This window comes from Leptothermofonsia sp. ETS-13, assembly GCF_049200465.1.
In the GTDB taxonomy this organism is placed as follows: Bacteria; Cyanobacteriota; Cyanobacteriia; order Leptolyngbyales; family Leptolyngbyaceae; genus Leptothermofonsia.
This window is the reverse complement of record NZ_CP120836.1, coordinates 2,154,696-2,177,809: the sequence shown is the minus strand read 5'-3', so window position 1 is coordinate 2,177,809 and position 23,114 is coordinate 2,154,696. Positions and strand designations below refer to the sequence as shown.

At 45.8% G+C, this 23,114-nt stretch carries 18 protein-coding genes, 4 pseudogenes and 1 CRISPR repeat array; of the genes and pseudogenes, 12 read left to right on the top strand and 10 right to left on the bottom strand.

The genetic code is table 11. The annotated features are described in order from the left end of the window. Window positions 1–68: 68 nt before the first annotated feature. On the bottom strand, window positions 69–569 hold the full coding sequence (locus tag P4D80_RS09730) for a pentapeptide repeat-containing protein (protein WP_421658938.1): 501 nt from the start codon (window positions 567–569) through the stop codon (window positions 69–71). Window positions 570–1,105: 536 nt separating this feature from the next. Between P4D80_RS09730 and P4D80_RS09725 the strand changes: the two genes are divergently transcribed. The 4 genes from P4D80_RS09725 to P4D80_RS09710 all read left to right on the top strand — a co-directional run bounded on the left by P4D80_RS09725 (window position 1,106) and on the right by P4D80_RS09710 (window position 4,067). Continuing rightward, window positions 1,106–1,357, top strand: coding sequence for a hypothetical protein (locus P4D80_RS09725; RefSeq protein WP_421658937.1), 252 nt, complete (start codon window positions 1,106–1,108; stop codon window positions 1,355–1,357). Window positions 1,358–1,478: 121 nt separating this feature from the next. After that, the gene (locus P4D80_RS09720; protein WP_421659514.1) at window positions 1,479–2,270 is read left to right on the top strand and encodes a ParA family protein; all 792 of its coding nucleotides are present in this window, start codon (window positions 1,479–1,481) and stop codon (window positions 2,268–2,270) included. 194 nt (window positions 2,271–2,464) lie between these two features. Continuing rightward, a complete protein-coding gene (locus P4D80_RS09715) occupies window positions 2,465–3,148 on the top strand; it encodes a transcription termination factor rho family protein (protein ID WP_421658935.1) in 684 nt (227 codons plus the stop codon). A gap of 454 nt (window positions 3,149–3,602) precedes the next feature. Next, window positions 3,603–4,067: a hypothetical protein gene (locus tag P4D80_RS09710; protein WP_421658934.1), complete on the top strand. Its 465-nt coding sequence runs from the start codon at window positions 3,603–3,605 to the stop codon at window positions 4,065–4,067. A gap of 7 nt (window positions 4,068–4,074) precedes the next feature. Here the strand turns inward: P4D80_RS09710 and P4D80_RS09705 are convergent, their stop codons facing one another. Then, window positions 4,075–4,656 carry a GIY-YIG nuclease family protein gene (locus P4D80_RS09705; RefSeq protein ID WP_421658933.1) on the bottom strand — a complete coding sequence of 194 codons (582 nt, stop codon included), beginning with the start codon at window positions 4,654–4,656 and terminating at the stop codon, window positions 4,075–4,077. 416 nt (window positions 4,657–5,072) lie between these two features. Here P4D80_RS09705 and P4D80_RS09700 point away from each other — a divergent pair, with 416 nt between their 5' ends. Beyond that, the gene (locus P4D80_RS09700; RefSeq protein WP_421658932.1) at window positions 5,073–5,213 is read left to right on the top strand and encodes a cation-transporting P-type ATPase; all 141 of its coding nucleotides are present in this window, start codon (window positions 5,073–5,075) and stop codon (window positions 5,211–5,213) included. A gap of 170 nt (window positions 5,214–5,383) precedes the next feature. Further along, a pseudogene (locus P4D80_RS09695) lies at window positions 5,384–5,506 on the top strand (IS1 family transposase); the annotation flags it as partial. Here P4D80_RS09695 and P4D80_RS09690 read toward each other — a convergent pair. Further along, window positions 5,475–5,804: a hypothetical protein gene (locus P4D80_RS09690; protein ID WP_421658931.1), complete on the bottom strand. Its 330-nt coding sequence runs from the start codon at window positions 5,802–5,804 to the stop codon at window positions 5,475–5,477. The pseudogene P4D80_RS09695 and the gene P4D80_RS09690 sit on opposite strands and share 32 nt — an antisense overlap. 96 nt (window positions 5,805–5,900) lie before the next feature. Here P4D80_RS09690 and P4D80_RS09685 point away from each other — a divergent pair, with 96 nt between their 5' ends. Then, a complete protein-coding gene (locus P4D80_RS09685; protein WP_421658930.1) occupies window positions 5,901–6,047 on the top strand; it encodes a hypothetical protein in 147 nt (48 codons plus the stop codon). A gap of 659 nt (window positions 6,048–6,706) precedes the next feature. After that, the gene (locus P4D80_RS09680; protein WP_421659625.1) at window positions 6,707–6,850 is read left to right on the top strand and encodes a hypothetical protein; all 144 of its coding nucleotides are present in this window, start codon (window positions 6,707–6,709) and stop codon (window positions 6,848–6,850) included. Between the two features lie 44 nt (window positions 6,851–6,894). Here P4D80_RS09680 and P4D80_RS09675 read toward each other — a convergent pair. From P4D80_RS09675 to modA, 3 genes and pseudogenes are all read right to left on the bottom strand, one after another. Continuing rightward, window positions 6,895–7,005, bottom strand: a pseudogene (locus tag P4D80_RS09675) (4Fe-4S binding protein); the annotation flags it as partial. Window positions 7,006–8,039: 1,034 nt separating this feature from the next. Then, on the bottom strand, window positions 8,040–9,905 hold the full coding sequence (gene modB / locus P4D80_RS09670) for a molybdate ABC transporter permease subunit (protein ID WP_421658929.1): 1,866 nt from the start codon (window positions 9,903–9,905) through the stop codon (window positions 8,040–8,042). A gap of 88 nt (window positions 9,906–9,993) precedes the next feature. Next, a complete protein-coding gene (modA, locus tag P4D80_RS09665) occupies window positions 9,994–10,752 on the bottom strand; it encodes a molybdate ABC transporter substrate-binding protein (RefSeq protein WP_421658928.1) in 759 nt (252 codons plus the stop codon). Between the two features lie 359 nt (window positions 10,753–11,111). Here modA and P4D80_RS09660 point away from each other — a divergent pair, with 359 nt between their 5' ends. The 4 genes from P4D80_RS09660 (at window position 11,112) to P4D80_RS09645 (ending at window position 16,408) form a co-directional block, all read left to right on the top strand. Beyond that, the gene (locus P4D80_RS09660) at window positions 11,112–12,254 is read left to right on the top strand and encodes a sulfate ABC transporter substrate-binding protein (RefSeq protein ID WP_421658927.1); all 1,143 of its coding nucleotides are present in this window, start codon (window positions 11,112–11,114) and stop codon (window positions 12,252–12,254) included. 332 nt (window positions 12,255–12,586) lie between these two features. Then, window positions 12,587–13,453 (top strand): sulfate ABC transporter permease subunit CysT, encoded by an 867-nt coding sequence (cysT, locus tag P4D80_RS09655; RefSeq protein ID WP_421658926.1) that lies wholly within the window; start codon window positions 12,587–12,589, stop codon window positions 13,451–13,453. Beyond that, the gene (cysW, locus tag P4D80_RS09650) at window positions 13,446–14,330 is read left to right on the top strand and encodes a sulfate ABC transporter permease subunit CysW (protein WP_421658925.1); all 885 of its coding nucleotides are present in this window, start codon (window positions 13,446–13,448) and stop codon (window positions 14,328–14,330) included. The genes cysT and cysW overlap by 8 nt, the downstream gene beginning before the upstream one ends. A 494-nt stretch (window positions 14,331–14,824) precedes the next feature. Further along, window positions 14,825–16,408 carry a B12-binding domain-containing radical SAM protein gene (locus P4D80_RS09645; RefSeq protein WP_421658924.1) on the top strand — a complete coding sequence of 528 codons (1,584 nt, stop codon included), beginning with the start codon at window positions 14,825–14,827 and terminating at the stop codon, window positions 16,406–16,408. A gap of 266 nt (window positions 16,409–16,674) precedes the next feature. On the opposite strand, the pseudogene P4D80_RS09640 reads toward P4D80_RS09645, so the two are convergent. The 4 genes and pseudogenes from P4D80_RS09640 to cas1d form a co-directional block, all read right to left on the bottom strand. Continuing rightward, a pseudogene (locus P4D80_RS09640) lies at window positions 16,675–16,755 on the bottom strand (pentapeptide repeat-containing protein); the annotation flags it as partial. A 73-nt stretch (window positions 16,756–16,828) separates the two neighbouring features. Beyond that, window positions 16,829–16,981 (bottom strand): annotated as a pseudogene (locus P4D80_RS09635) (pentapeptide repeat-containing protein); the annotation flags it as partial. 20 nt (window positions 16,982–17,001) lie between these two features. Beyond that, a CRISPR array of direct repeats spans window positions 17,002–21,309; the repeat unit is 37 nt; unit sequence GTTTCAATCCCTGGAAGGGTTTTGGGTGAATTGGAAC. Window positions 21,310–21,747: 438 nt separating this feature from the next. Next, on the bottom strand, window positions 21,748–22,020 hold the full coding sequence (gene cas2 / locus P4D80_RS09630) for a CRISPR-associated endonuclease Cas2 (RefSeq protein WP_421658923.1): 273 nt from the start codon (window positions 22,018–22,020) through the stop codon (window positions 21,748–21,750). 65 nt (window positions 22,021–22,085) lie between these two features. Then, window positions 22,086–23,090, bottom strand: a complete 1,005-nt coding sequence (gene cas1d, locus P4D80_RS09625) for a type I-D CRISPR-associated endonuclease Cas1d (protein WP_421658922.1) — start codon at window positions 23,088–23,090, stop codon at window positions 22,086–22,088. Between the last annotated feature and the right edge of the window lie 24 nt (window positions 23,091–23,114).

Genomic DNA, 23,114 nt, shown 5'->3' with positions numbered 1-23,114 from the left:
TCTATCACTCCCCTACCCATCCACCCTTCCACTCATCCACTTTTGGTTTTCTGCATCTAGGGGCGATCTCAACGCTGCTTGCGATCAGGCATCACTGCTTCCTGCAACTGTGCGCCAGTCAAATTCGTGCCGTGTAGCTCTGCCTGTCTCAGATCAGCCCCGGTGAGGTCAGCCTCTGTCAGTTCCGCAAAGATCAATGAGCTGCCTTTCAAATCGGCCTGTCGCAAATTTGAGCGAATCAAACTTGCCCCGCTCAGATTCGCTCCTCTCAAATCAGTATTTTGAAGATTTGCCCCCATCAGGTTCACCAGGCTCAAATCTGCCTGCTGCAAGCTGGCATTTAAGAGATTAGCCTGTGCCAAATTGGTCTCACTCAAATTTGCACCGCTCAAATTTGCTTCCTGTAAGTTTGCCCCTTGCAGATCCTTACCCACAAGCTCAACTCCTTGCAGATCGCAGGTTCGACACTCCCTGGTTATCAGCAGCCAGAAAACTCTCACCTCACGTCGCTGGAGAAGTATCACGCTCCCCACAATCAGCAATCCCAGAATGAAAAGTCTTGTCTTCACAACGTATCGTAGATAGACATTATGGCATGTGCCAGATGTTGTAGACGGGTAAGTTATCCATCACGATGATCGCTCCTACCCATAACTGAGGAATCAAAATCTCTTGGATATAGAACAAGAACACGTCAGTCCTCTTCCCGGCAGAAAACCAATAGTATCCAGATTGTTCATCAAAGTGGTAGGGCGATCGCTGAAATGATCTTTATAGCGGTAGTCATTATGGTTAGGATGGGGTGCAGGGGGTTTCACCTCCTCCACCCCTGAATCTATCTTCAATTTAATTTCGTCCAGTTACTTATATTCATATGAGTTCTCCTTCCTGACAGAGGGATCCATTGCATCCTGCTGTTCTTTTGGAAGGGTAGGGTGTCGCTCCCCCCATCCCCTCCACATATGAAACTTCTGGGCTAAACCGCAAAGATTTCACAAAGCTCCAATTTTCTACCCGACAAGAACTCAATTACTGAGTGATAGTGAATATTTAGCTTGGGTACTCTAAAACATTAATCCAACTCCGGCTGTAACGTCTTTATCCTATGACCATGCTATCCACCATCCTTCGAGATGCCTGGCAAAGCCTTCCGGATAACGCTCCAGAACCTATTGTTGATCTCCATTTCATAGCACCTAACTTTTTAGAGGAATTAGGCTTTAAGAAGGCAGAATTTTATCCTCAGTATCCAACTGGCGCTGGTCCAGTAGATTATGCAGTTCGCAAAAACACAGCAGACGACATCTTTATAAATACAGCCTCCAATCCGTATCTCTTGATAGAACTTAAAGGTTGAGATATTAATTTATCAGAAGGATCATCTTAATTTATCAGAAGGATCATCAGGCTATTTAAGTACTGTTAAGCACTTAAAAAAGTATTTGCTTGCCTCTAACTGCACTAGTGTTGAATAGGGAATTATAACAAATTCTATTCATATACAACTCTTCCGCAAGCATTGCAAGGTAATTCATCCGGCGACTCGTTGCCTCGAAATTAATTCGGAAAACATCGATCTGATTATTAGGGATATTAAGCAACAGATTGAACAGCCATTAAGGGCGTTAACAATTGCTGTTTATAACAATAAGGGTGGTGTTGGCAAAACAACGACAATAGCTAATTTAGCGTCAGTTTTAAAGCTAGCAGGACATAAAGAAGTTTTAGTAATCGATCTAGACCCAAATCAGCAAGATTTAACAAATTCACTAGGCTTATCACTAAGTGACGGAGAATTTAAAGAGCTCCTTACTGAGAAGTATTCGGATATCCAACCTTGTATCCAAAAATTTTCTATTATTCACAAAAACAGAGAAATCAATTTTTTTGATGTGATTCCAGCAGACAGTAAATTAGTGGAAGGTGACGAGGCAGAACTTCGACAACAATTTAAGCGAGATATTCTTAGACAGAAGTTGAACTCAGTAAAGCCTAAATATGATTACATCATAATTGACTCTCCTCCTAACTGGGGAGTGTTTAGCCAGCTTGCAGTCATAGCAGCAGACGTTGTACTAATTCCAACAAAACACAATAATATATTTTCATTAGAAAATGCTGCTTTGGCCATTAAGAAGTTTATTCCAGAAGCACAAAAAATCAGAGAAGATGGTTGCCCGGTTCCACTGCCGATCTTCTTTAACGATGAAAAAGTGACAGAATCTCAAAAGGCAGTTGCTTACCAAGCTATTGATAATATCTTAAGGTAGGCAAAAACTGAAGGGTTTAATTTGCTTCCATATTTCTATCCGAAGTTGACCAATACAAATAAAAATCGCGAAATTTTTGAATTACCTAGTTATGCCAATATTGCCAACGCAGCATTCTCTCGAATTCCTGCCGCTTACAGAGACAAAACTGCTCATGCTTACTACTTGAATTTGGCAAAGGGGTATTTTTTACAATGAGCATGCTAACTGATGTTGGAAACTTAATGTATCTGTACCTGAACGAGATTGAACCAGGTGAAGGAATAGAGATTTCTGAATTCTTAGTTGAGTCTGCAGCTAAGTTATTAATTCAATCGGGCAAACGAAATTGGGTTCCAGTAATTGTTAAAGAAATTGGAAAAGATCGTTATGAAGTTATTGGAAACTCATTTATTTATGCAGTGGCAGAAGCTGCAGGTTTAGAGCGTGTCTGGTGCATTATTGCAGATTCTAGCGAATTAACAATAGAGATTACAAGGATCTTGGCTGGTGAAGCAATTCCTAGAATTAGTCTCTCAACTGCTACACGAGATGAAATTTTGGCTGCCCTAAAATATCTTATTGATCAACCAGGTAGTCCACTAAAGGGAATTAAACTTGCCGTCGCTGCAAACAGAATTGAAGAAGCTCCTCGCCAGTATTGGAAAACCTTTGATCCAATTACAAAATTAGGTTGTGGAATTACAAAAGGTAAGAAGCTAGATGCTTTAAAGCAAGTTTTTTATCTCACTCCAGAACCACTGCCAGAAATAATTAAAGAGCCTTCGATTTTAGCAACATTAACCGTTACAGAATTGAAGAAGATGGCGAAAAAGCGTAGTTTAACTATGTCTGGAAAAGTAACAAAAGCTGACCTGGTTAAGTTACTTAGCCAATAGAGCATTGGAACGCAGCTAAATCAACCAAAGTATTCCCATAAAACAATCCAATCAGCGAATTTTTTATGGATGGTGCTGACATTCCAGAAAGTGAACGAAAAACGGAGTGAAGTAAACTTACGTGGACAACTAATAAAGAAAAGAGCGATCCCAAAGGGAGCTAGATGCGATCGCTTTTAAACCTGCTAGTTAGAGTCATCTGTCAATTTTTCAGTTAACAGGTAGAGAATTTGATCGGACTAAGTAGGTAGCCACAATTAATTTTGGGGGTGGAGGGGGTAACCCCCCCTGCCTTGGGGGCGCAGTCCCCACTCCCCCCCTTACAAATTCTTACAAATTAATGATGACTACCCACTTGTATAAAAGAAAACTCAGACTGAGTAAAACCATTGTGATTCCATATTGCTAATTGGATTTATGCTGGTCTCGGCTTTTCGTCTCAGGAGTAGGTTCGATGAATCTCTGTCTAACCTTAAAGTTAATGACAATTCCGACCCTTATAGGGTCTTTGCTAACTCTTAGCATCTTGGTGGAACGGGCATCTGCGATTAATGCAAACCAGGCAGCGGCTCTGACTCTCAACCAGGCTTCCTGTGACTTGCCTCCTGAAGGTGGATTAAAACCATTCAGCATGCGGCACCAGAACCAGAGTATTACCATGGCATCAGCAGACTCCATTGCTGGTGAACCTGCGATTCTTAACTTCAGTGAGGCGGAGAGTGATGCAGCAGCCATTCTGTTTGGCTGTGATTGCCCTGCCTGTATTAATACTTTACGAGAACTGCGAAGCCAGTCTTTATTCAACAGAGGTAATGGCAGCGGACATTGCTGGACCTCGTTGCAACGTCGGGTATCTCCTCAAACGATGCAGGAAGTCCTTCAAGATTTAGAGATGAGGGAAGCTGGACAGTCGTATTAAGGTGTTTCTATTTCTCTCCAATGAAGGGAGTTCCCCAAAACTCCCAGTTTTCCTTGTTGAAGGGCGATCGCCAGTGGTAAATCAATGCTGATTCAAGCCGCTGGCGATCGCGGGTTTTGACCGGAGCCTGAGCCCAAAATCCAATATTCACTGCAACTGGTAGATTGTAGGGACGGTGCGCCGAAACATAGTTCAAAATGTAGCGTTTGCAGTCATGTTCTCCTTTCCAGCGCATGTTTGATTTCACCGTCTCACCAACATACAGCAGGATTGGCAGTTCGTAATCGATTACAAAGTAAAGCGCCGATACCCCTTCATCCGTTGCCTGCCAGCGCCAAAACTCTGTATTTTGCTGGGGTAACTCAAACGGATTTACCTGATTTACAATCTCCTCTGCGGTTGGAATCAAGTCAAATAGAGTTCCCTGCCGGACAGAGGGGCTAATTTTTACCTGTTGTTGATACTGAAAAACCCGCAGCTTCCACTCCTGCAGGGCTTCCTGGCTGATTACAAGTGCAAGTGGCCTGTTTACGGTATAGCAGCCCCGCAACTCGGCTGTGGAAAAAAGGGATTTTTGTTCGCTAACCATCTTCAAACTCAAACTCCAGTCTGGGGCAAAGACCGGATCAGAATAGCACGCATTTTCTAAATTGGTGCAAGTTGTCACCTTCAAGTTACATTTCTGTTGCAGATTATAGCGATAGCCACTAGGTCTAGGACGGGGTGCAGGGGTGGAAACCCCTGGCTACTGGGGGGGCAACTCCCACACCCCCTTAAACCCAATGTCTTAAGCAACCTGGCGACAGCTATAAAATAGACATTATTGGAAATAAATCACTCGATATGAGAATGGTCGATAAAGTCATGAGAATTGACAGTTTTATGCAAAGAATTGATTTCCTTTCTTGTTGCCGATTAAGTCTAATTATTACGGAGAAGTACTTTTTTGTTTTATTACGATCGCCATAGATTCTTGTGCTGCATTGGTGATGATCGGGTTCCATCATGATGACGCAATCTCTTAATTCAACGACTGTACTTGACTATGCGCATTCTATTGAAGAAGTTGCGCGATCGCTGCAAATGGATTTGAAACAGGGTTTGACAACGGCAGAAATCGACGAACGCCTGCAAAGTATGGGTTAAATGAACTCAAAACAAAGCCAGGAAAACCTGCCTGGCTAAAATTTCTGTTGTAGTTTAATCAGGCATTGCTATCAGGCATTGCTATACAGATAGTCATCAGCTCCAGCAGCCAGCCCTGCAACTTTCTCAGCTGTAGTATCTCTGGCTGTTAACATTAACGCTGGAGCAGTACATTACGAACGCGAATTAAGCGATTAGCTCGCAAAACCATCTGCTTCTCCAAGTCCGAATGGCTGCATGACATCGTGATTGGATTGTTCATCAATCGCTACGAGTTTGGGCGGGCTGTTTGACTTCATCGATCCCCATGTCTAGAACATTACCCAAGCTTCCAGCATCAATATCTAGTAGACAATAGCGAGTCTCCGCACCAAAACGAACTCCATAAAGGTAAGAACCCTGTTGAATCAGGCGATCGCTGAGTGGATGACGACTTTCTGTTTTCCACTCAACGTTCTCACCTGGATTTGGATACTCCGCCCAGATATAGTCGAACCGATGCGGAAAAAGTGCCAGGAAGTGATCTCCCCTCTCCCGAACACAGCGAAAATGAGTTGCTAGTTGAGCGATCGCCATATCAGTTCCATTCAATGAATGAAACCGGATCAACAGCCTCACTTACATCACACTCAACCCAACATCTGCTGAATCTCAGCAATTTCCTGCATCACAACTCCCAGAACTGCTATGATGCAAATACACAAAACAGTAATTGAAGGAACCCCCATTCCTTTAATTGAAGTCCAGAAAGCCGGGATGATTGAGAATTTGGCGAGGCTCCGTCCCGGTTTTCTAGTAACTGAAGATCAACGTAAGCAGACTATTCGGATTTAAATTCTGGTTTCTGGTAAACCATTCCATCATCGTATGCAAACCTCCAGTTAGCAAAACGAAACCTCATTTCCTTAATTAGAACAAAGGAACTAAACTGCGATGGGATCTATTAAACACCCAAAATTTCTTTGCGAAACATGCTGAAACTCCTGATCCAGGATCTATACGCTGGAGTGATAGAGCACGGATACGCTCGTGTGATAGATATATCTATACGCCGGAGTGATAGAGCAAAACTTGAGTCTCCCCTGGAGTGATAGACCAATCTGTACGCCGGAGTGATAGACCAACCTGTTTAACATCTTCAGGCAAAGGGTTATATCACCAGACTCTTTTCCAGACATACGTGGGAGTGATAGATACACCTATACGCCGGAGTGATAGAAGAAAAGTCCTTTATACGCCAGAATGATAGATACATCTATACGCCGGAGTGATAGAGCATGAATGCAAAAACATACGTGGGAGTGATAGAGCACCAACAAAGCCAATGGTTAAGGAACTGGGTGCAATTAAATTAGATAATTTTGGAGGGGGAGGGGGTGGAACCTCTCCCTCTTTTCACAGTTAATTAGGACTACCTGTTTATCTATAGAGAAAGCCGGATCAAATCTCAGCACATCTAGTAGAATTCGTCCATTGCCTACCTCTACAATCCCATGACTTCGAGTAAAAGTGACTTAACATTTCCGGTCGATGGGCAGTTATTAATGGTACTGGGGCTTGTTGCAATTCGGTCGTTTTCTTTCCATCTCTCCTTCTTTGCCTGTAACGGCATGGGGGTGGCATCAATGGGGCAATGAGTTACGCACTGAGGTGTCTCATACAAGCCTTCACAGTCGTTACATAAAGCAGGATCAATCCAGTAGTCTTGCCCTTCCCCTCTAATTGCACCTGTAGGGCATTTGGGCAAACAACTATTGCATTTGATACATCGATTGGTAATCGTGTAAGGCATAGCATTAGGTTAGGAAGTAACTAGTGCAGCAAAACAAAAGTCTTGTGTGGGTTCAGGGGGTGAAACCCCTGGCTGGGAGCGAAGCCCCTACTCCCTCATGTCGCAAAATTTAGTGTCTGCATCACTTGGGGGCTGTCAAATACGCCTCTGTACGCAAAAATAGTGAGGGTGTTGCTGATTTTGGGCATAGAATAGGTGCTGTATGCTCGAAACTTCATTTTGATTCATACTGCTTTTTAGCAATACCTAGGGCAATGCCTGGTGAGTAATCGGTCATTCTCATTACACTCGGATAGACCTCAAGAGGTAATGATGAGCGGCGCTAGCCTTCATCATTTCAGACTGAGAAAACATTATGATTTGGGTGCTACCCAAATTTGACTGTCTATACTTTTAGTCAGAATTCTGATATATGTTTATTCTTACTAAGCAATTACATCTTTATTTAACTTTTCAAAGGAGATGTTAATTTTTTGACTGATTTCAAATTGATTTCAAATAGTCACTATTTTAAGTAGTTATCACAAATTTGATTTCTAATCCGTAAAGCCAGCTACAATTTGTAGCTGTTGCCAGGTTGCTTGGGACATTGGCTTTCAGGAGAGTGTGGGAGCGAAGCCTGGTGGCTATAGCTCTAATTCTCAATTAGAACTTAATTAGCACCGATGTCATTTAATTATGACAATTTGCATCTATTATCTCTTCAAGTTTGATAAAGAATAGACATTATCGGAAATAAATCGCTTGATATGAGAATGGGCGATAAAGCCATGAGGATTCACAGTTTTATGCAAAGAATTGATTTCCTTTCTTATTTCCGATTAAGTCTAATGAATGGTATAGCTCTACGCGGGTGCGTTAGGACATTGGAATTAGAGAGGGAGTGGGGGCGAAGCCCCCAGCCAGGGGTGGAACCCCTGCACCCTGTCCTAACCATAATGACTACCGCTATATGTAGTTGAAGTGGAGCTCGAAGAGCCTCTTAAATATTTCACGAATATTTCACGGACTTGTCTTGTCTACCCTGATCTCTACTAATTTTCCTCCAGCAAGATTAAGCGTATGGGATCAAGGGATACATACCACGGAAAGGGACGGTCCTTGAGCTTTTCCCACTTTTCTTTGAAAACTTCAGCCTGTAGTTGGTAGTCTTTGGGGCTGGTGGCAGGTTGGTGCAGCTTTAAGTACAGCGTCATGCGGTGAGGGGTTTCGCTGGTAGTGGCGAGCCAACAGGGAAAAGTATTCGCGTGGTGAGTGGTGAATTTTGCCTGTCTCTGGAGTTCTACTCCTGGTTCGTGAAAGTGGATTTGATGAGCGCGGATGCCGATCGCAACCAGGCGATCAGGGAGGGGTTCCATGACATTGAGGACACAGCCCCAGTCGATCGCTTCAATCTGTTGAGTACCGCTGGGAATAGCGCGGGAGAAGTTTTTGCAGCCGGTGAGTCGGGCAATACTTTCAGTGCGGGGATGCTCGAAGATGGTCTGTTTGGGGGCATGGGCGATCGCCTGTCCTTGCTCCAGTACCAGAAGATTTTCGGCGATACGGTAGACTTCTTCCATGTTGTGGGTGACGAAGAGGGTGACGCCTGGATAGTGGTTGAGAGTGATAATCAGTTCCCGTTCCAGCTGGTTTCTCAAGTGGGTGTCCAGGGCAGAAAAAGGTTCATCCAGGAGCAACACTTCCGGTTGGCTGGCTAAGGCTCTGGCAAGGGCAACTCGTTGCTGCTGCCCACCAGAGAGTTGATGGGGATAACGATCGCCAAATCCGTCTAAATCCATTGCTGCCAGTTGAGCTGTAACCTGCTGTTTGATCGTATTCTTCGATTGTTGTCTGGATAAGCCAAAGGCAATATTCTGTGCCACGGTCAGGTGGGGAAATAGAGCGTAGTTCTGGAAGATGAAGCCAATCCGGCGATCTCGGCTAGGGATGTTGATCCCTTTTCTGGAGTCGAACAGCACTCGCCCATTCAAAATAATCTGGCCTGCGGTGGGATTTTCTATCCCAGCAATGCAGCGTAACAGCATACTTTTACCCGACCCCGACGCTCCTAAAATTCCCAGGGGTTGATTGCCACTATTGAATTGCACTTGTAGAGTGAAGCCAGGTAGTTGCTTTTGGATGTTGACAAATAGATTTGTTGTTGTAAGTTGGGATTGATCAGTAGATATTTCATTGGTGAATGAATAATGCGCAGACTGTAAACCAACCAATTGATAACTTTGACTCCGGTTACGACGATTAGCTGCCCACAGGTTTACCAGCGCGATCGCCGATAGGGAGATCGACAAAATGACCCCTGACCAGATCCAGGCTTGCTGAGTATCTCCTGCCTCTACAGTGCTATAGATTGCCAAGGGAATGGTGGTTGTGACACCAGGAATATTGCCTGCTAGCATTAAAGTTGCACCAAATTCTCCCAATCCTCGTGCAAAAGCAAGGGTAGCTCCTGCCAGGATTCCCGGTAGTGCTAAGGGTAAACTAACTTGCCAAAAAATTCGAGCTTCGGAAGCACCAAGGGTACGGGCCGCCTGGAGTAAGTTGCCATCAATTTGCTCAAATGCCCCCAATGCGGTGCGATACATTAGAGGGAAGGTTACGACCATGGCAGCGATCGCTCCAGCATACCAGGTAAAAATGATTTCTAAATTGAGCGATTGCAGCATTTGCCCAAATGGACCCTGTTTACCAAACAGTTGCAACAATATAAAACCTATGACGGTGGGGGGCAAAATCAATGGTGAAATGAAGAATCCATCCAGGAGCGATTTCCATGGTCCGCAATAACCTACCAAGCGATAGGCAACAAATGTTCCTAGGAAAAAAGTGACCAGTGTTGCCACACCAGACACCTTGAGAGAGAGCCAGAGGGGGGAGAGATCGAAGGCGATCAGCTGCATGACTTAAATAAGGGAGTGGGGGAATGAGAAAATGAGAGATGGGGAAATGGGGATGATCAGCCCTACTTCCATCCTCTTTCGCTTTACTTCAAGCTATTCCAAAACCGTATCTGGTAAATACCTTGCGGGCAGCATTGCCGGAGAGAAATTGGGAAAAGTTTCTGGCGGTTGCTGGGTTTCTGCTGGTTTTGATGACGGCGATCGGATACACAATTGGATCATGCAGATTGGCCGGAATCATTTGCACCACTTTCACCTGACTGGTGGTTTTTGCATCAGTGATGTAAACCAGACCCGCCTGCGCGTTGCCAGATTCGACGAATTGCAGCACCTGGCGAACATTATTCGCCAATACATATTTCGGCTTCAGCAACTCCCAGAGTCCCTGTTTTCGGAGGACTTGTTCGCTATACTGACCCACTGGAACACTGCGCGGATCACCGATCGCAATTCGTTTCACATTCCCACTCTTGAGACTTTGCAAATTGGTGATTCCAGACGAGTTAGTGGGCACAATCAAGACCATGCGATTGGTGAGTAAGTTGCGGCGTGTACCGGGAAGCAGCAAGCCCTTCTGTTGCAATGCATTCATTTGTTTCTCTGCTGCTGAAATGAACACATCTACGGGTGCGCCATTCTCGATCTGTCGCTGCAACGCCCCCGAACTGGCGAAGTTGTAGCGCAGGTTGACATTGGGGCGAGATCGTCGATAGAGCGGGCCAATTTCTTTGAGTACATCCGTCAGGCTGGCAGCGGCTGAAACAGTGAGTTGAGTGCTGCCCTGGGCAAAAATTGGAGTAAAAGTATGAAAGTTTGCCGCTACAATGACTCCCAATGCAACAATCATTCCAAGTGAGAACGCAACCAGTGATTTTTGTTTGATACGCATCGGTTTTAATTATTTGAAGCAAGCAATCTTATATTATCGATGCATAATGATTGTGGCATTTTGGTAATCATTTAGATTTGCTTAACTATAGCAGTGCTAAATGATTCGTGAAATGAAAAGGCTTTGTAAAAAGGGATGCCGCAGGAATCCCTTTTTACAAACTACTGGCCCCTCTAACCCTCCCTAATCCCCCCTTTGTCGCTCAAGATAATGGGGATTTTTTTCTTGCATTTTCTCCCTCGCCGCAGTACCATCAGCTTCATGAGATAAAACGGTATTCCTATTGGTTTGCCGTAGATTATTAAGGAGAGTATGGCATGAGTCGATGGCATTCACTCCTGAGCCGATGGGAACGCTTCGGAGAAATCCTTCCCTTTCGCCTCAGGCTGAGTTCGCTGAAAGGCTTTGTTTCGCTGGTTCTAATTGGGGCGGCACTGAGTGTTGCAGTTGCGGCTTGCTCCGGTAATAATACCGCTTCAACGAATGCCATCCCAACGGGGGGAGCCAGTCCTGCATCGGCCCAAAAGCAGGATGTGGAATTGACTCTGGTTGCCTATGCCACTCCAAAAGCGGCCCATGATGCCATCATTCCCAAATTTACTGAGAGGTGGAAGGCAGAACATGGACAAAATGTCACTTTCAAGCAGAGCTACGGTGGGTCCGGTTCTCAAACCAGAGCAGTTATTGATGGCCTGGAAGCAGATGTGGTGCACCTGGCGATCAGAGCCGATGTGGAAAAGCTCGTAAAAGCGGGGTTCGTAAACGAGAACTGGACAAAGCGGGTGCCCAACAACGGTATTGTGGGTGAAACCGTTGCTGCCATTATTACGCGAGAGGGGAACCCCAAAAATATCAAGACCTTTGCTGACCTGACAAGAGACGATGTTAAATGGGTTACAGCAGACCCCAAAACATCTGGTGGTGCTCGCTGGAACTACTTCGCTCTATGGAACTATGCCAAGAAGACCGGAGCTGACGATGCCAAGGCACAAGAGTTTGTCACCCAGGCTTACAAGAATGTTGCCGTTTTAGCCAAAGATGCCCGCGAATCGACGGATGCCTTTGCCAAGCAGGGACAGGGCGATGCACTGGTAAATTATGAGAATGAAGTCATTCTGGCAAAGCAAAAAGGTGAAAAGCTTGATTACACCGTTCCAGAAATCAATATTTCCATTGATGCCCCAACCGCCGTTGTTGATAAAAATGTAGATAAACACGGTACTCGGGAAGTCGCTGAAGCGTTTGTAGAGTATCTATTTACTCCAGAAGCGCAGCGAGAGTTTGCTAGGGTTGGGTTCCGTCCGCTCGGCGATTTAGGTAAGGAGAAGGAGTTTACTGCCCAGTTTCCGCCGGTAAAACAGTTGGGCAGAATTGACGAGTATGGCGGCTGGGCGGAAGCTCAGAAGATATTTGAGGATGGTGGTTCGTTTGACACAATCCGTGCTCAACTGGGAAGGTAGGAGGCATAAGTAGATAGCCATCATTGACTGGAAGACATTGACTAGAAGAAGGGGGAGTGGGGGCACACCAGACAGAGGGTTTCAACCCCTCTACCCCCGCAATCATCCTCAATTTAATTGCGTCTATAGCAGTCCTAAATCAGTCATGAGATGGAGAAGCTGTGTGAGAAAGGATTTCGCAGGAATCCTTTCTCACAATCCAAATAGGATCGCTATAGCTGCTTATGAAATCTGATTAAGCAATTATTGCATCAGAGTAAGGAAGGGTGAACGACTGTTTGCCTTTACCTGTAGGGCGATTTAGAACAGCTAAAACAGTGGGTAGATAAATTATGACTGTTTCTTCTCAAGACATGTCTCGTTCTAGGGGGGATTCACCCTGGAAAGTGTTTTTGGATTCCATCATTTATATGCCGTGGACGTGGCGAATTATGCTGGGTTACCTGGCATTTATGCTACTTTTGCCTACCGCAGCAATGCTGGTTAAATCAAGTACCTTAGGTCCAGTAGAGTTTTGGCGGATTGCTACCAGTCCCATTGCTCTATCAACCTACGATGTCACTTTCACCACCTCCCTGATTGTGGCTTTAATTGATGGGGTATTTGGGATTCTGATTGCCTGGGTATTGGTACGATACAGCTTTCCCTTGAAGCGCTTTATTGATGCCTCGATTGATCTGCCCTTTGCCCTACCAACCGCTGTTGCAGGTTTAACTCTGGCAACGGTTTACAGCGAGAACGGTTGGATTGGTTCATTGTTTGCGCCCTTCGGCATCAAGATTGCCTTTACTCGTTTAGGCGTCGGCGTTGCCATGATGTTTATTTCACTCCCATTTGTGGTGCGGACGGTGCAACCTGTTTTGATGCAAATGGAGAAAGAAATTGAGGAGGCAGCTTGGTCGCTGGGCGCATCCTCGTGGCAAACTTTTTGGCGAGTGCTGCTACCGCCTTTGTTTCCTGCCATTTTGACGGGAGTAGCTCTTGGTTTTTCCCGTGCCGTTGGCGAGTACGGTTCGACGGTGATCATTTCATCGAATACACCTTTCAAGGATCTGATTGCTCCCATCCTGATTTTCCAGCGACTGGAGCAGTACGATTATGCCGGAGCAACGGTGATTGGCATGGTGCTGTTGATCCTGTCGCTGATCATGCTACTGGTGATTAATTTCATTCAAGCCTGGGGGAGACGGTATGACTAATCTGACCAACGGAATTCCTCTGTCAACGCCTGAACCTGCCATCCAAAAGCCTGTTGTGGGTAAAAAAAGTTGGGTGCCCACAATTTTGATTGCGATCGCCCTCACTTTTTTGGGATTCGTGCTTTACATTCCCGCCATCAATGTGTTCTATCAGGCTTTTCATAAAGGATTCGGTCCATTTCTCCACAATCTGTCCGAGCCGAATTTTCAACATGCGGTCAGGATGACTCTACTGTTAGCTGCGATCGCCGTTACTCTGAATACCGTGTTTGGGCTAGCTACGGCCTTTGCATTGGCTCATAAACGCTTCCCTGGGCGCACACTTCTGCTCAGTATCGTGGACCTGCCCTTTGCCATTTCCCCCGTCGTGGCGGGTTTGATGATTGTGCTGTTGTACGGACGTAATGGTTGGTTTGGTGGCTGGTTGCAAGAACATGGGATTCAGATCGTATTTGCCTTGCCAGCGATGGTTCTGGCAACGGCTTTTGTCAGCATGCCCTTTGTCGCTCGCGAGGTAATTCCTGTCCTGGAGGAGGAGGGCATTGATCAGGAAGAAGCAGCCCGCACTCTGGGGGCAAATCCCTGGCAAACCTTCTGGCGGGTGACGGTGCCCAACATTCGCTGGGGCTTGCTTTACGGCATTCTTTTGACCAATGCCAGAGCGATGGGCGAGTTTGGTGCGGTGTCTGTGGTATCAGGTAATATTGCAGGCAAAACTCAAAGCTTACCGTTGTTTGTCGAAGAAGCCTATAAGAACTATGATACCGAAGCCGCCTATTCTGCGGCAGTATTGCTGGCACTGTTGGCTGTGGTGACTCTGGTGATGAAGGAGATTTTGGAACGAAGAACTGGTGCCAGTCGAAGGAAAGTACATTAATCATGCCAATACCCATGACTGAAGACCATCGATTGACGCAGAAACGGATTCAAATCCGCATTTGCCGGCACTATAGCTGTCGCCTGGATGCTTAGGACATTGGCTGTAAGGGCGTGTGGGGGCGAAGCCCCCAGCCAGGGGTGGCACCCCTGCACCCCGTCCTAAGCCTGGTGGCTATAGCTATATAAATCGAAACGAAGTTTCGAGCATGCAGCACCTATTTCATACCCAAATTCAGCAACGCCGGAAGCTTGGAAGGAAACAGATACGGATGGCTGGTGACGGTTTCCCAGTTAATTCCAATCATCGCTGGCAGGTATCCTAACCCTTGTGAGTCATACTATACTCACTCTTTAGATATTGCTTCATGAAAATACCCGTTTGAGTGTGACCCGTTTGAGTGTGTCGAAGGTGAGAAGAAAGCTACTAAATCTCAAATGGTTTGCACAATGCTTTCCCTCACATCTGAGTTACTTGAATTATTGCAAAAATTTATGAAAGCACTGCTACTCTATCCTCAATTTCCCCAGTCTTTCTGGTCTTACGATCGCTTCATGGAAATTGCCAACCTGAAAGCAGTGATTCCGCCTCTCGGAATTATTACGGTTGCTGCGCTATTACCTCAGGATTGGGAAATTCGGTTTTACGATCGCAATGTTGCCTGTGAAACTGAAGCGGATTGGGAGTGGTGCGACCTGGTGATTCTTTCAGCCATGATCGTGCAAAAGTCCGATTTCTGGGCACTGATTCAAAAAGCTGTCCGGTTAGGCAAGAGAGTAGCTGTAGGCGGCCCCTACCCCACCTCTGTCCCTCAAGATGCTCTCGATGCTGGAGCACATTTCCTGATTCTGGATGAAGGGGAGATGACCGTTCCTCAATTCCTGGAAGCACTTCGCCAGGGTAAAACTCAGGGGATCTTTCGCTCCCTTGAGAAACCCGATGTGACCCAAAGCCCGATGCCACGCTTTGACCTACTTCAACGAAATGCCTATCTGATGATGGCAATCCAATTTTCGCGTGGGTGCCCCTTCAACTGCGAATTTTGTGACATCATCTCTCTCTATGGCCGCAAACCCCGTACTAAAGAACCGAGCCAGGCTCTAGCTGAGTTACAAACTCTTTACGACCTGGGTTGGCGTGGCTCAGTCTTCATCGTAGATGACAACTTTATTGGCAATCAGCGCAATGTCAAACGCTTCCTGCGGGAGTTGATTCCCTGGATGCAACAGCACAATTATCCGTTTACTTTTATTACAGAAGCTTCTGTCAATTTGGCAGAAGATGATGAATTGCTCCAATTGATGGGTGAAGCAGGCTTTTATGCGGTTTTTCTCGGCATCGAAACCCCCGACCAGGAAAGCTTACAGGTTACCCGTAAACTGCAAAACACCCGCAATCCCCTTGTAGAAGCCTGTCACAAAATTAATGAGGCTGGATTATTGATTTACGCAGGCTTTATCCTTGGTTTTGATGGAGAGAGGACGGGAGCGGGCGATCGCATTCAGGCTTTTGTTGAACAAACCAGCATTCCCCAACCGATGTTGGGAATTCTTCAGGCCCCACCCAACACCGCACTCTGGGAGCGACTGAAAAAGGAACAGCGCCTGATTGAGGACAATGGCCATCCGACAGGTGACCAGAATACGTTAATGAATTTCATCCCAACCCGACCCATTGCAGAAATTGCCAGAGAATATGTTGCGGGTTTCTGGACATTGTATGAACCTCAAAACTATCTTCGGCGCTGTTTACAACAATGTCTCAAAATTCGTTCCCTGAAAAATCGAAAGCAAATGATGCAGATCCCTTTAAACAAGGGATTGCAATTAGTTGCCCAACTCATCTGGCATCAGGGGATACGTCGGCCTGAAATTCGGAGACAGTTTTGGTATCAACTCTGGGTCATTTTGTTCAGAAAGCCACAACTTCTGACTACCTATCTGGGGTTATGCGCCGCAGGTGAGCATTTTTGGGAGTACCGCTTACTAGCCAGGCGACGAATTACTCAACAGCTTGGCTATGATCCACTTGAATTTTCAGCGGTGCCTGAGTCAGAACCAATGCTTATAAAGTCTTGATTTTTAGAGAGTGGTTGAATCTGTGAGGTCAAGTACTCAGCGATCCTTCTGAGGGGAATGCTAAAGTACTGAATACTTTTCAAGTATTCTCTCAGATAAATGACATCATAGGAAGTTATGAAGCAGCTGCAATGAGGCTGCCCTCAGCATGGTTTTGGCACCAATGGTTGCTGCGATCGCCCTTCCCCAATGGTGCCCAGGTCGTAATGATGGCTGGAGTGGCTAATAATGTTTGAGCCGCTGATGACGGTAACCGGCACCACACATTACCCTTTTAGGTCTACTTTATCTGTTATCATAGCTCCACTCAAATATGCTTGACTTAAATTGGCATTAGCCAGGTTGGTATAGCTCTACGCAGGTGCGTTAGGACATTGGAATTAGAGAGGGAGTGGGGGCTTTCGCCCCCAGCCAGGGGTTCTACCCCTGAACCCACCCCGTCCTAACCACAATGACTACCGCTATATCACTTAAATTAGCATTGGTTAAGTCTGCCTTGGTTAAATTTGTTTCGGTTAAATTTGCCTTGGTCAAAATTGCTCTAGTAAGATTTGCGTGGCTTAAGTTGGTTCGAGTGAGATTTGCTTTACTAAGTTTCAATCCCTGGAAGGGTTTTGGGTGAATTGGAACGGGGAGATGCGATTGCATTGATTATCGCTTGCATAGTTTCAATCCCTGGAAGGGTTTTGGGTGAATTGGAACCGGTGCACTCGCGCCCTGCCTCGCTCCAATAGTAGGCGAGGTTTCAATCCCTGGAAGGGTTTTGGGTGAATTGGAACTCTGGATTCATTTCCTCTTTTCTTGAGGAAATAGTTTCAATCCCTGGAAGGGTTTTGGGTGAATTGGAACTTCTGGCTTGAAGGATTCTGGCTCAAAAGATTCTGTTTCAATCCCTGGAAGGGTTTTGGGTGAATTGGAACCCCATAGCTAAGAGCCGAAGGGCTTGCTAAATCACTAGAAGGTTTCAATCCCTGGAAGGGTTTTGGGTGAATTGGAACACGGCAACCGATATGACAGTCGATTGTCATCAGAGGTTTCAATCCCTGGAAGGGTTTTGGGTGAATTGGAACACGGCAACCGATATGACAGTCGATTGTCATCAGAGGTTTCAATCCCTGGAAGGGTTTTGGGTGAATTGGAACCTGGTTCGAGCAACCAGTAGAGAATCTTGAGCCAGTTTCAATCCCTGGAAGGGTTTTGGGTGAATTGGAACATTACTCTGCCTGCTTCGCTTGGCTGCAACTAATAAACTGTTTCAATCCCTGGAAGGGTTTTGGGTGAATTGGAACAATGGAAGAAGAAGGTAATCACCCCGGTACCAAAGTGTTTCAATCCCTGGAAGGGTTTTGGGTGAATTGGAACGGCAGCAAATTTAAGGAAATGCTGTCTCTAATAAAGTTTCAATCCCTGGAAGGGTTTTGGGTGAATTGGAACGATCGGCATAACAGAGTGTGCACCCCAAAGGGTTGGTTTCAATCCCTGGAAGGGTTTTGGGTGAATTGGAACGGCAGCAAATTTAAGGAAATGCTGTCTCTAATAAAGTTTCAATCCCTGGAAGGGTTTTGGGTGAATTGGAACTGGTTTCGCCTGTCAGGTCGTGGTCCGGATGGATGTTTCAATCCCTGGAAGGGTTTTGGGTGAATTGGAACAGAGTAAAGGTGATATTAGCGATCGCCTGGGTGCCCGTTTCAATCCCTGGAAGGGTTTTGGGTGAATTGGAACCCTTCTCGAAAATGGCTCGCCAGAATGTAGAGCGGGTTTCAATCCCTGGAAGGGTTTTGGGTGAATTGGAACATTTTTCTATTTGCTTTATTTATGCTACTCATCTTGTTTCAATCCCTGGAAGGGTTTTGGGTGAATGGAACCCAATTTCACCTATGCCGATCTCTCAGACGCCCGGTTTCAATCCCTGGAAGGGTTTTGGGTGAATTGGAACGGCTGGAAATTGAAATGGATGAGTTCGATATAACCGGTTTCAATCCCTGGAAGGGTTTTGGGTGAATTGGAACGCCTAATGACACAATTCCCAGAGGCACAACCGCAGGTTTCAATCCCTGGAAGGGTTTTGGGTGAATTGGAACTGCCTTCAGATAAAAAGCCCAAGCGAATTGTATTTTAGTTTCAATCCCTGGAAGGGTTTTGGGTGAATGGAACGGCGCTGACCTCAGCGGAATGCAACTGGAGGATATAGTTTCAATCCCTGGAAGGGTTTTGGGTGAATTGGAACGATATAACCCAAGGGTCACTCGAAGAATGGCTGCCTGTTTCAATCCCTGGAAGGGTTTTGGGTGAATTGAACTTTCTTTGCGCCGACTTAATGGCGCATCGCAAGGTTTCAATCCCTGGAAGGGTTTTGGGTGAATTGGAACGCTCCCACAAAGAAGAGAATTATACCGTGATTCCAGTTTCAATCCCTGGAAGGGTTTTGGGTGAATTGGAACTTCTAAAATACTTTATCTGCGGTATATATTTTCTGTTTCAATCCCTGGAAGGGTTTTGGGTGAATTGGAACATGTGAACATTAACATCGGCTTCGATTTCAATGGGGTGGTTTCAATCCCTGGAAGGGTTTTGGGTGAATTGGAACGCGCTAAAAAACAAGGAGTGTCAATCCTTCTTTTCGTTTCAATCCCTGGAAGGGTTTTGGGTGAATTGGAACTCTAATCGTTTCAGGTTTTCTATTTACTATATTTAGTTTCAATCCCTGGAAGGGTTTTGGGTGAATTGGAACAAAAGCTCAATAGCTTCATGGATGGCAGTTCCTCTGTTTCAATCCCTGGAAGGGTTTTGGGTGAATTGGAACAATCCAATCAGGGCTATAGTCCTGATGCATTGCCGTTTCAATCCCTGGAAGGGTTTTGGGTGAATTGGAACGCATACAAAGCAAGTCAATCAAGCCTACAGGTGTAGTTTCAATCCCTGGAAGGGTTTTGGGTGAATTGGAACTATAGCCCTTAGGAGGATATTATTAGATTAAATCGTTTCAATCCCTGGAAGGGTTTTGGGTGAATTGGAACGAATTTGTGGCATGCGAATCTGTGTTCCGCCGATCTGTTTCAATCCCTGGAAGGGTTTTGGGTGAATTGGAACGAGGAGCGCTAATCAGCGCTCCGACAAGAGAGGAAGTTTCAATCCCTGGAAGGGTTTTGGGTGAATTGGAACATCGAAACGCCCCAGAAAAAGCCGGGATTTGGATTGCGTTTCAATCCCTGGAAGGGTTTTGGGTGAATTGGAACATTGTTCATTAGATAAAGGAGGAAAATATGGTAGCAGCAGTTTCAATCCCTGGAAGGGTTTTGGGTGAATTGGAACCCGTTGTCAGAAATGCAAACTTTAGAGGGGCAGACCTGTTTCAATCCCTGGAAGGGTTTTGGGTGAATTGGAACCTATGATTGCAGCCCTACAAGAGAGGAAAATTAGTTTCAATCCCTGGAAGGGTTTTGGGTGAATTGGAACGAGTGGGGCGAATCTAGTTGGGGCTGGCCTAAGCGGGTCAGTTTCAATCCCTGGAAGGGTTTTGGGTGAATTGGAACGACCTTAGCCAACTTAGGGATGAGAACGTTAGGGTTTCAATCCCTGGAAGGGTTTTGGGTGAATTGGAACGCAGGCAAATCAAAGAGGAATTCAAGGATGAATGGAGTTTCAATCCCTGGAAGGGTTTTGGGTGAATTGGAACGTTAAAAGCTTAAAAACGCTGGCATCCTGCCCAGTTTCAATCCCTGGAAGGGTTTTGGGTGAATTGGAACCAGTAATGTGTTGATGATTGGTAATGGGTGGCCTAAGGGGTTTCAATCCCTGGAAGGGTTTTGGGTGAATTGGAACATCGGAGCTGACTTAACCTACGCCAAGCTAAACAAGTTTCAATCCCTGGAAGGGTTTTGGGTGAATTGGAACAACACTATGTACATCAATACCAAAATCCTGTCTAGTTTCAATCCCTGGAAGGGTTTTGGGTGAATTGGAACGCCGGGTGGGAAATCTACCTTTGCTCGATTAGCGTTTCAATCCCTGGAAGGGTTTTGGGTGAATTGGAACAAATGACGTAGTTATTATTGTTATGCAGCGTCTAGCTGAGTTTCAATCCCTGGAAGGGTTTTGGGTGAATTGGAACTCGTGGGATTGCCCCTGAACTGGCTTTTACACGTTTCAATCCCTGGAAGGGTTTTGGGTGAATTGGAACTTGAAATAATTGAAGCAGAATTTGATATCTATATCGTTTCAATCCCTGGAAGGGTTTTGGGTGAATTGGAACCCATAAACAAACGTAGCACAGGGAACCATTATTGGTTTCAATCCCTGGAAGGGTTTTGGGTGAATTGGAACGTTGTCTAGACTGGTTTTTTGATTGGTTGTTTTTGTTTGCGTTTCAATCCCTGGAAGGGTTTTGGGTGAATTGGAACCCAAACATCAAATTAGTGGCTTGTCTTGAAATGTTTCAATCCCTGGAAGGGTTTTGGGTGAATTGGAACAAAGGAGAGTTCATTAGCAATGTGCTCAGAATCAACGTTTCAATCCCTGGAAGGGTTTTGGGTGAATTGGAACCCCATACGTCGAGGGTGTTTACATAGTATTTGTTTCAATCCCTGGAAGGGTTTTGGGTGAATTGGAACCTTTGCAGTTACCCTCTCAAATCAGCCCATTACGACGTTTCAATCCCTGGAAGGGTTTTGGGTGAATTGGAACGAGAATTCGAGATAGCCATAAACAAACGCACAGGGGGTTTCAATCCCTGGAAGGGTTTTGGGTGAATTGGAACTTTGGAACTCATTGGAGGATTCGCGATGAAAGTAGCAGTTTCAATCCCTGGAAGGGTTTTGGGTGAATTGGAACATATCCTTCTGTGCCGATTTAATGGCACATCTCAGTTTCAATCCCTGGAAGGGTTTTGGGTGAATTGGAACCGGCGGGAGTCTGTGATAGCGTCTATCTTTAGTTTTCAAGGTTGGGCTGCGCGGATTACTTGGATTATAGCATTGTTTTCCTGAAAGTGTCATGAAAAAAGTCGTTTCCAATGTCTGTAAAGCTGTTGAATTAAGGTTTTGACGGTTTGCGCGGAACAAATTTTTATCGAAAGGGCTGAAACCATGTCTGAGCCGTTAATTCAGTGCTGTATCCAACTCTGGTACAAAAAACACCTACCTATTCGCGCACCCATCGTTGTTTTAGTTTGAACTTGTGGGCGTGGGGTAGGGGCAGAGGCATTATTTTGTGGACTGCAACCCCCAATGTAATGTTTGACAGATCACTAGTGGACGATGGCATCAGTTCAGTAACCATTGGGTTGGGGGGTGGGGAGTAGGAGGGAGCCAGAATGGTATCCGTATTCCCGCTGTGCTGTACTAGACAAAGAAAATTGTTTCATCTCGCAGGTTTTCTCCACCAATGCGCTCTACTTTACCCTTACAGCAAGCGCAGAGAAAGTAAAATCGGATACTGTCTTGGTCCGGCTTAATCAACTTGCTAAGACGCGATCGCAATTTGGCATACTGCGTTTCGCTCAAGTCACATTCAAATACACTGTACTGCATCCACTGCCCATAGGATTTGAGAATCTTGTGAACTTTAGTACGGCGTTTATCATCAGAAATGTCATAGGAGATGACGAGATACATGAGGGGGGTGGGGGAGTAGGGGGAGTACTCTGTATACCCCGTTACCCCATTACCCTATCATCTGTCTACTTCAGAACAAGGGGTGGATACTTATCGGTTTCGCCCATCAGATATTTAGCCAAGAGGCGGGCCTGGATTTCAAAGGCTTCCTGGTAGGTGCATTGGGTTTGCAGAACGGGATGTTTGAATTTGGACTGCTTCTTCTGTTCGTAAAGGCGCAGAAATGCCCGTAGCCCATCTGGAGTCAGCGAAACGGCACCGCTCACAGATTCTGTGACAAAGTCTTGGGTTGACAGGACTTTACGATTTAGCCCACTTAAAACGACAGCATCAACAACCAGTGGTCTGAACTCTTCCATCAAATCCAGGGCCAAGGAGGGTCTGCCATAGCGTTCGGTGTGAAGATAGCCGAGGTAAGGATCAAAGCCCACCAAATTCACCGCACTCTGCACATCATGGCGCAGTAAGGCATAGCCTAAACTGAGCAGGGCATTAACCGGATCGGTAGGTGGGCGGCGATTTCTGGCTGTAAATTGAAACCCTTCGGCCCGAATCAGAGAATTAAAACTGCCAAAGTAGGCAGCGCTGCCGCTTCCCTCCAAGCCGCGTAAGGAGTCGATAGAAGAGGTGGCGTCAATGGGTGCGATCGCCTGTTCCAACTGAGTTATGGCATTCTGCAATTGCAGGTCAGGAAATTCTCGCTGCCCCCGCAACAACGCATTGCGATAGTTTTTTAACTTACCCCGAATAAACCCACGCACCAGATGGAGTGCTGGTTCAGAAGGGGCAATGGCTTTCCACTGAGCGGCACGAACGAAAATGTTTTTCGTCATTTCTGGTTCCAATCGTCCCAGGTAGCGTCCAGTTTGGGTGAGAAAACTGAGTGCAATCTTGCGTTCCAATAGTTCGATAACAACAGCCGGAGAGACGGTTGCCCGTCCTAAAACCACTACGCCATCGACTTTGATCAGCGGTATATCGAGCAGGGTTTGTTTGTTAGCGCGAACGGTCAGCCGTTCATCAGTTTTGCCAATGAAAGAATCGTCTTGAGTGATGTAGAGAGTGCCCATCGGTGTAAGGGGGTAATGGGGTGG